This is a genomic window from Bacillus solitudinis, assembly GCF_002797395.1.
Classification (GTDB): Bacteria; Bacillota; Bacilli; order Bacillales; family Bacillaceae_D; genus Halalkalibacter_A; species Halalkalibacter_A solitudinis.
The window spans coordinates 2,947,657-2,951,955 of sequence record NZ_KZ454943.1; the positions used below are offsets into that span (position 1 = coordinate 2,947,657).

4 protein-coding genes and 2 pseudogenes are annotated in these 4,299 nt (G+C 34.4%); 3 read left to right on the top strand and 3 right to left on the bottom strand.

Annotation, left to right across the window (positions count from 1 at the left end):
* The 3 genes and pseudogenes from CEF19_RS14415 to CEF19_RS14425 all read right to left on the bottom strand — a co-directional run.
* Positions 1-499: pseudogene (locus CEF19_RS14415) on the bottom strand (hypothetical protein); the annotation flags it as partial.
* Between the two features lie 636 nt (positions 500-1,135).
* A complete protein-coding gene (sda, locus tag CEF19_RS14420) occupies positions 1,136-1,270 on the bottom strand; it encodes a sporulation histidine kinase inhibitor Sda (RefSeq protein ID WP_100406694.1) in 135 nt (44 codons plus the stop codon).
* A gap of 245 nt (positions 1,271-1,515) precedes the next feature.
* Complete coding sequence (locus tag CEF19_RS14425) at positions 1,516-1,872, bottom strand: YhjD family protein (RefSeq protein WP_100406695.1); 357 nt, start codon at positions 1,870-1,872, stop codon at positions 1,516-1,518.
* 119 nt (positions 1,873-1,991) lie between these two features.
* Between CEF19_RS14425 and CEF19_RS14430 the strand changes: the two genes are divergently transcribed.
* The 3 genes and pseudogenes from CEF19_RS14430 to CEF19_RS14445 form a co-directional block, all read left to right on the top strand.
* A complete protein-coding gene (locus tag CEF19_RS14430) occupies positions 1,992-2,219 on the top strand; it encodes a LexA family protein (RefSeq protein WP_100408320.1) in 228 nt (75 codons plus the stop codon).
* Positions 2,220-2,533: 314 nt separating this feature from the next.
* The gene (locus CEF19_RS14440; protein ID WP_100406697.1) at positions 2,534-3,580 is read left to right on the top strand and encodes an S-layer homology domain-containing protein; all 1,047 of its coding nucleotides are present in this window, start codon (positions 2,534-2,536) and stop codon (positions 3,578-3,580) included.
* Positions 3,581-3,619: 39 nt separating this feature from the next.
* Positions 3,620-3,913, top strand: a pseudogene (locus CEF19_RS14445) (sigma-70 family RNA polymerase sigma factor); the annotation flags it as partial.
* Between the last annotated feature and the right edge of the window lie 386 nt (positions 3,914-4,299).

A 4,299-nucleotide genomic window follows, 5' to 3' on the forward strand; every position in this document is an offset into this window, starting at 1 on the left:
CAGTACTAGGCTCTGAGTTTGCGATACCTATAAACATAAGTGCTATAAATGAATAAAAGATTGAAGCAGTAACCATTTTCCATCTTTTTTTAGAACGAAAACCAAGTATTTTATTGACCCATTTTCTACTAACAATTTCAATTTTAATATGTTCTTGTGAATTAATAGATTGTATGAAAGTATTAGGCATATTTATTTTTAAATCAAGAAGGGTTTTGCCAGAAAAATTAAATAATGTGGTTGTAGCAAACTTATCAATTGTTACAGAGTCAAAATCATTCCAGTGGTATTGTCCTTCCTGAATAATTTCTTTTTGATTAGCTGAGAGTTTAAACAATCGAAATCCTTGTTCATTTATACAAATATAAAAATTACCTAGTTTACCTTTAATAGTTCCCTGTGTGATATCCTTATATGATTCACCTGTATCTTTCATATAAATTGTTATAAGCCTTTTAGCAGTCTCGATTGCTAAAGGTTTTTTCTCTTTTTTACTCAAATTGAACCCCTCCTATTTTCCTAAAATTTATTATGACAACTTATTCTATTTATTGGAATAGATTCGACAAAATAAGTGTTCATTCGACTTAGGTCTAGTACCAAAAGTCATCTCTTTTTCTCTAGTGTAAGGTTTTCAGATTTTTTGTATCTGATTAGATGTTCTCTTAACATTGTTAGACGGTCAAATAAATTTGTAGGAATTAGCTCCAGTGATTAATTTTTTGGAAATCGGATAGATGCAAGGTAGCGTAACCCAATCGGTAAGAGTTGGTTGGAAAAAGCTAGTAGAGGTGATATGACCGTAGTAAATTGTGTGCGGCTTGAATTTGAAGCGGAGGTAAGAGGGTTAAAGAACAATCTGTAAATAATAAAAAAACCCCTCCTTGTGGGGGCTTCTCAGTATGTAATTTAATGCAAGTTAAACACTCACATTTCCAGCAACCCTATTTGCCATCCACAACAATAGTTCTAATTCGGTATTTTTTAAACTTCGTTTAAGTTTTGTCTCAAAATCAAATCGCAACTTTTCGAAAACCAAATCTTTATCCAGTTTAATCCCTCCCGCCCAAGTTTAACTTACAATGTAAATTAAATTTCCCGATTAAACAGACTTAGTAGCCTGACTATAAATTGTTTAGTCGGGATTAATATCAACTGTTCGGTTCAGAAGTTCATTTTCTAACAATTCAATGAAGTCAGTATCCAGATTCATCTCTTTTGCTTTTTGATAAGCGCCTAACAAATCGTCATCGGAAATATTCTCTAACAAGTGTCTCTACTCCTTTCTATATTAGAATTAAAAACCCTTTTATTTACAAAAATGTCCCCCTTTCTTAATTCAGTTAAATTGTCACCTCCTACTCAGCCGGTATTTAAGACGAGTATTATGATTCTGTCTTATAGCAACAATTCATTCTAAACTAATGAATTTCGAAAGACGAAAAATTACAGAACTAGTAGATTTGGCTTATTCTTTTATATTTATACAAAAGAGCCCTCAGTTGCCTGGGGCTCTCATAAAAACCTACGTATCAAACCTAAGACTGCATTTTTAATAACATGTGAGGCTAAATCCATTCTCTGTTCGTATCCCTTTTTAGTAATTTTGTAAACATAAATCTTAGAGCTACCCTCCGTCTCTCGTGGTCCCTCCTCGTGTATTTTAATTTGCTCCTTGTGTAAGGATCTTTTTAAATCCCTCATCTCAATGCCCACCTTAACAATCACTTTATCCAGTGTCTCGATATAAGGGTCTTTTATTTTCATCTTTGATGCTTCGATGTGCTTCTTATCGACTTCCATTGTCTTCCGGGTGAACTCTAAAAAGATAAGATTCCTCACTAACCTATTTTCTTCTTCGGTTAATCGCATGATTTCACCTCGTTTCTGATAATTATATAAGAATACACGTTCGCTTTTCAACTTGAAATAGAATATATGTTCGTATATAATGAAAAAAAGAGCAAAGGGTGATTATTTTGAAGACCTTAATGCAAGCGCAAAGAAAGGTACTAAACTGCATACAAAACTATATTGACCAATATAATTACTCGCCTTCTTCTAGGGAGATTGGCGAGCTTTTAAATTATAAGTCCTCTGAGACTATTCACGGGCACTTTGTTCAATTTTTTAAAAAAGGGTTATATAGAATGGGCAGCTACAAAACCAAGAACATTAAGAGTTTTGAAGGGAGCGTAAACTTGTGGATAGTATTTTAAATAGAGCCGCTAACAGTGAAGAGAGGATACAAATTATTTACCTTTCTGATAAAAAAGTACTATCACAACGGGTTATTACCGTCTTAAGCCTAAATTCAACGCACGTTGCTTGCTATTGTCATTTCAGAAAACAGCGAAGGTTATTGAAGTTATCCAATATACTTTCTGCCTTACCTCTAAATAAGAGGAGATATGCTTAAGCGCACGCACTTTATTCAATAAAAAAACTCTATAAGGATAATTTTCTCTCAATCTACTCCTTTATCTATAAAAGTGCTAAAATGTAATAGAATCTAAATATTGGGAGGTATAAAATGAAAAGTTTTAAGTACATAGCACTATTTCTTGTATTCTTATTGATTCCATCAATGGTGTTTGGTGAAACTAAATTTTCTGATGTAAGCGCAGAATTTTGGGCAACTGACGAAATTGAGTTTTTAAGCGGTGCAGGAGTTATTGGGGGTTATGCAAACGGGAACTTCGGGCCTAATGATAACGTAAAAAGAAGCCAAGCAGCTGTCATGATTTCAAGGGCCTTAGATTTAGATCTAACGGGAAGACCGGATCCGGGTTTCAATGACGTTAAGTCAAGTTACTGGGCTTACAAGGAAATTAGTGCAGTGGTGGATGAAGGAATCCTTCCTAAAAGCACCTCTTTTGAACCAGAAGTTCACCTCAAGCGTTCTGATATGGCCAGAGCTTTAGTTAATGCATATGGTTTAGAAGGAGAATTCAATAAGTCATTCTTTGATGTCCCAAAGAACCACTGGGCGCATTCGTATGTTTCAAAGCTTGCAGCCAACAATATTACAACCGGGTATGATGACGGGACATTCAAACCTAATAATTCTGTTACACGTGCGCAATTTGCTGTATTCTTTGCAAGAACCCTAGATAGTTCATTTAAACCAAATTCTCGCAGCAACCCTGCTAGTAAAGGGGAAACATTTGTCGTAGAAACCACTGACTGGCTTTATGGTTACCAAAAATATGAAATTGAATTGGTTGAAACTATTACTGACGGATCTTTAGCTTGGGACATGATTAAAAATGCAAACATGTTCAATGACGAAGCTTCTGAGGGGAAAAAATACGTCTTAGCTAAATTCAGAGTAAAGGCTTTAGATCTACAAGTAGAACCACTACAGGTGAGAGGCGTACTCATTGATGCAGTTTCAAAAACAGGGACTGTATATAGTGAATTTTCATTTGTCGTAGTTCCTGAACCTGTTCTGAGTACAGATTTATATATTGATGGAGAGTACGAAGGATGGGCTTCATTTATGGTCAACGAAAATGATGAACCTTTGCTAGTTTGGGAAAGAGGTTCTGAAACTGAACTTTGGTTCAAAATGAATTAACAAAAATTATATTCGGTTTTTCAAGACAGATAACATATAGAAGGAAATGAAATTTCACTCATTGATGTTCTCCAAGAAGACTCAGAAGATATTGTTGATGTCATTCAAATGAAAATGGAAAAGAAGCAAATTTACGAATATATTCATGTCCTTGATGAACGTGAGAAGGAAGTTGTCGTTGGACGATTTGGTCTTGAAAATTTAGAAGAGCGAACGCAACGTGAAATTGCTAAGGAACTTGGGATTTCAAGGAGTTATGTGTCACGGATTGAAAAGAGAGCGCTAATGAAGCTTTTTCATGAGTTTTATAAACAAAGTCAAGGGAAACGATAACACATGGTTTCATGTAGAAGGAATTAAAAGAAAACATTAAAATTACGATGCTCTCTTTAATTCGCAAATAAAATCATCGGATTGCTTTTTTGAAAAAAGTTTTAAAATGAGTAATTGGGGTAAAAAGTTAAGTGGGTAGCATCTTAGATTGACTACCATGAACCCAGACCGCACTTTTAGAGTGCGGTTTTTTTGTTTTCTTACGGAAATAAAGTAACCCATTTCTAAGATTTTTCTTCTTCCAGAACAATATATGGAAATAATAGTATAGTGATATGTAAAGGAAGGAATACATATTTTCTGAAATGTAAAATACCGAATCGGGCTAGGGTTTGGTCAAGGACGTAAGTTAAAGCTATTAAGAATCCTGTTAAGCGTTTGTTTAA

What these genes read in the sequence shown, in the direction of transcription:
- CEF19_RS14425 (WP_100406695.1), bottom strand. Translation starts at nt 1,872, where the DNA reads ATGCGATTAACCGAAGAAGAAAATAGGTTAGTGAGGAATCTTATCTTT.
- CEF19_RS14430 (WP_100408320.1), top strand. Translation starts at nt 1,992, where the DNA reads ATGCAAGCGCAAAGAAAGGTACTAAACTGCATACAAAACTATATTGAC.
- CEF19_RS14440 (WP_100406697.1), top strand. Translation starts at nt 2,534, where the DNA reads ATGAAAAGTTTTAAGTACATAGCACTATTTCTTGTATTCTTATTGATT.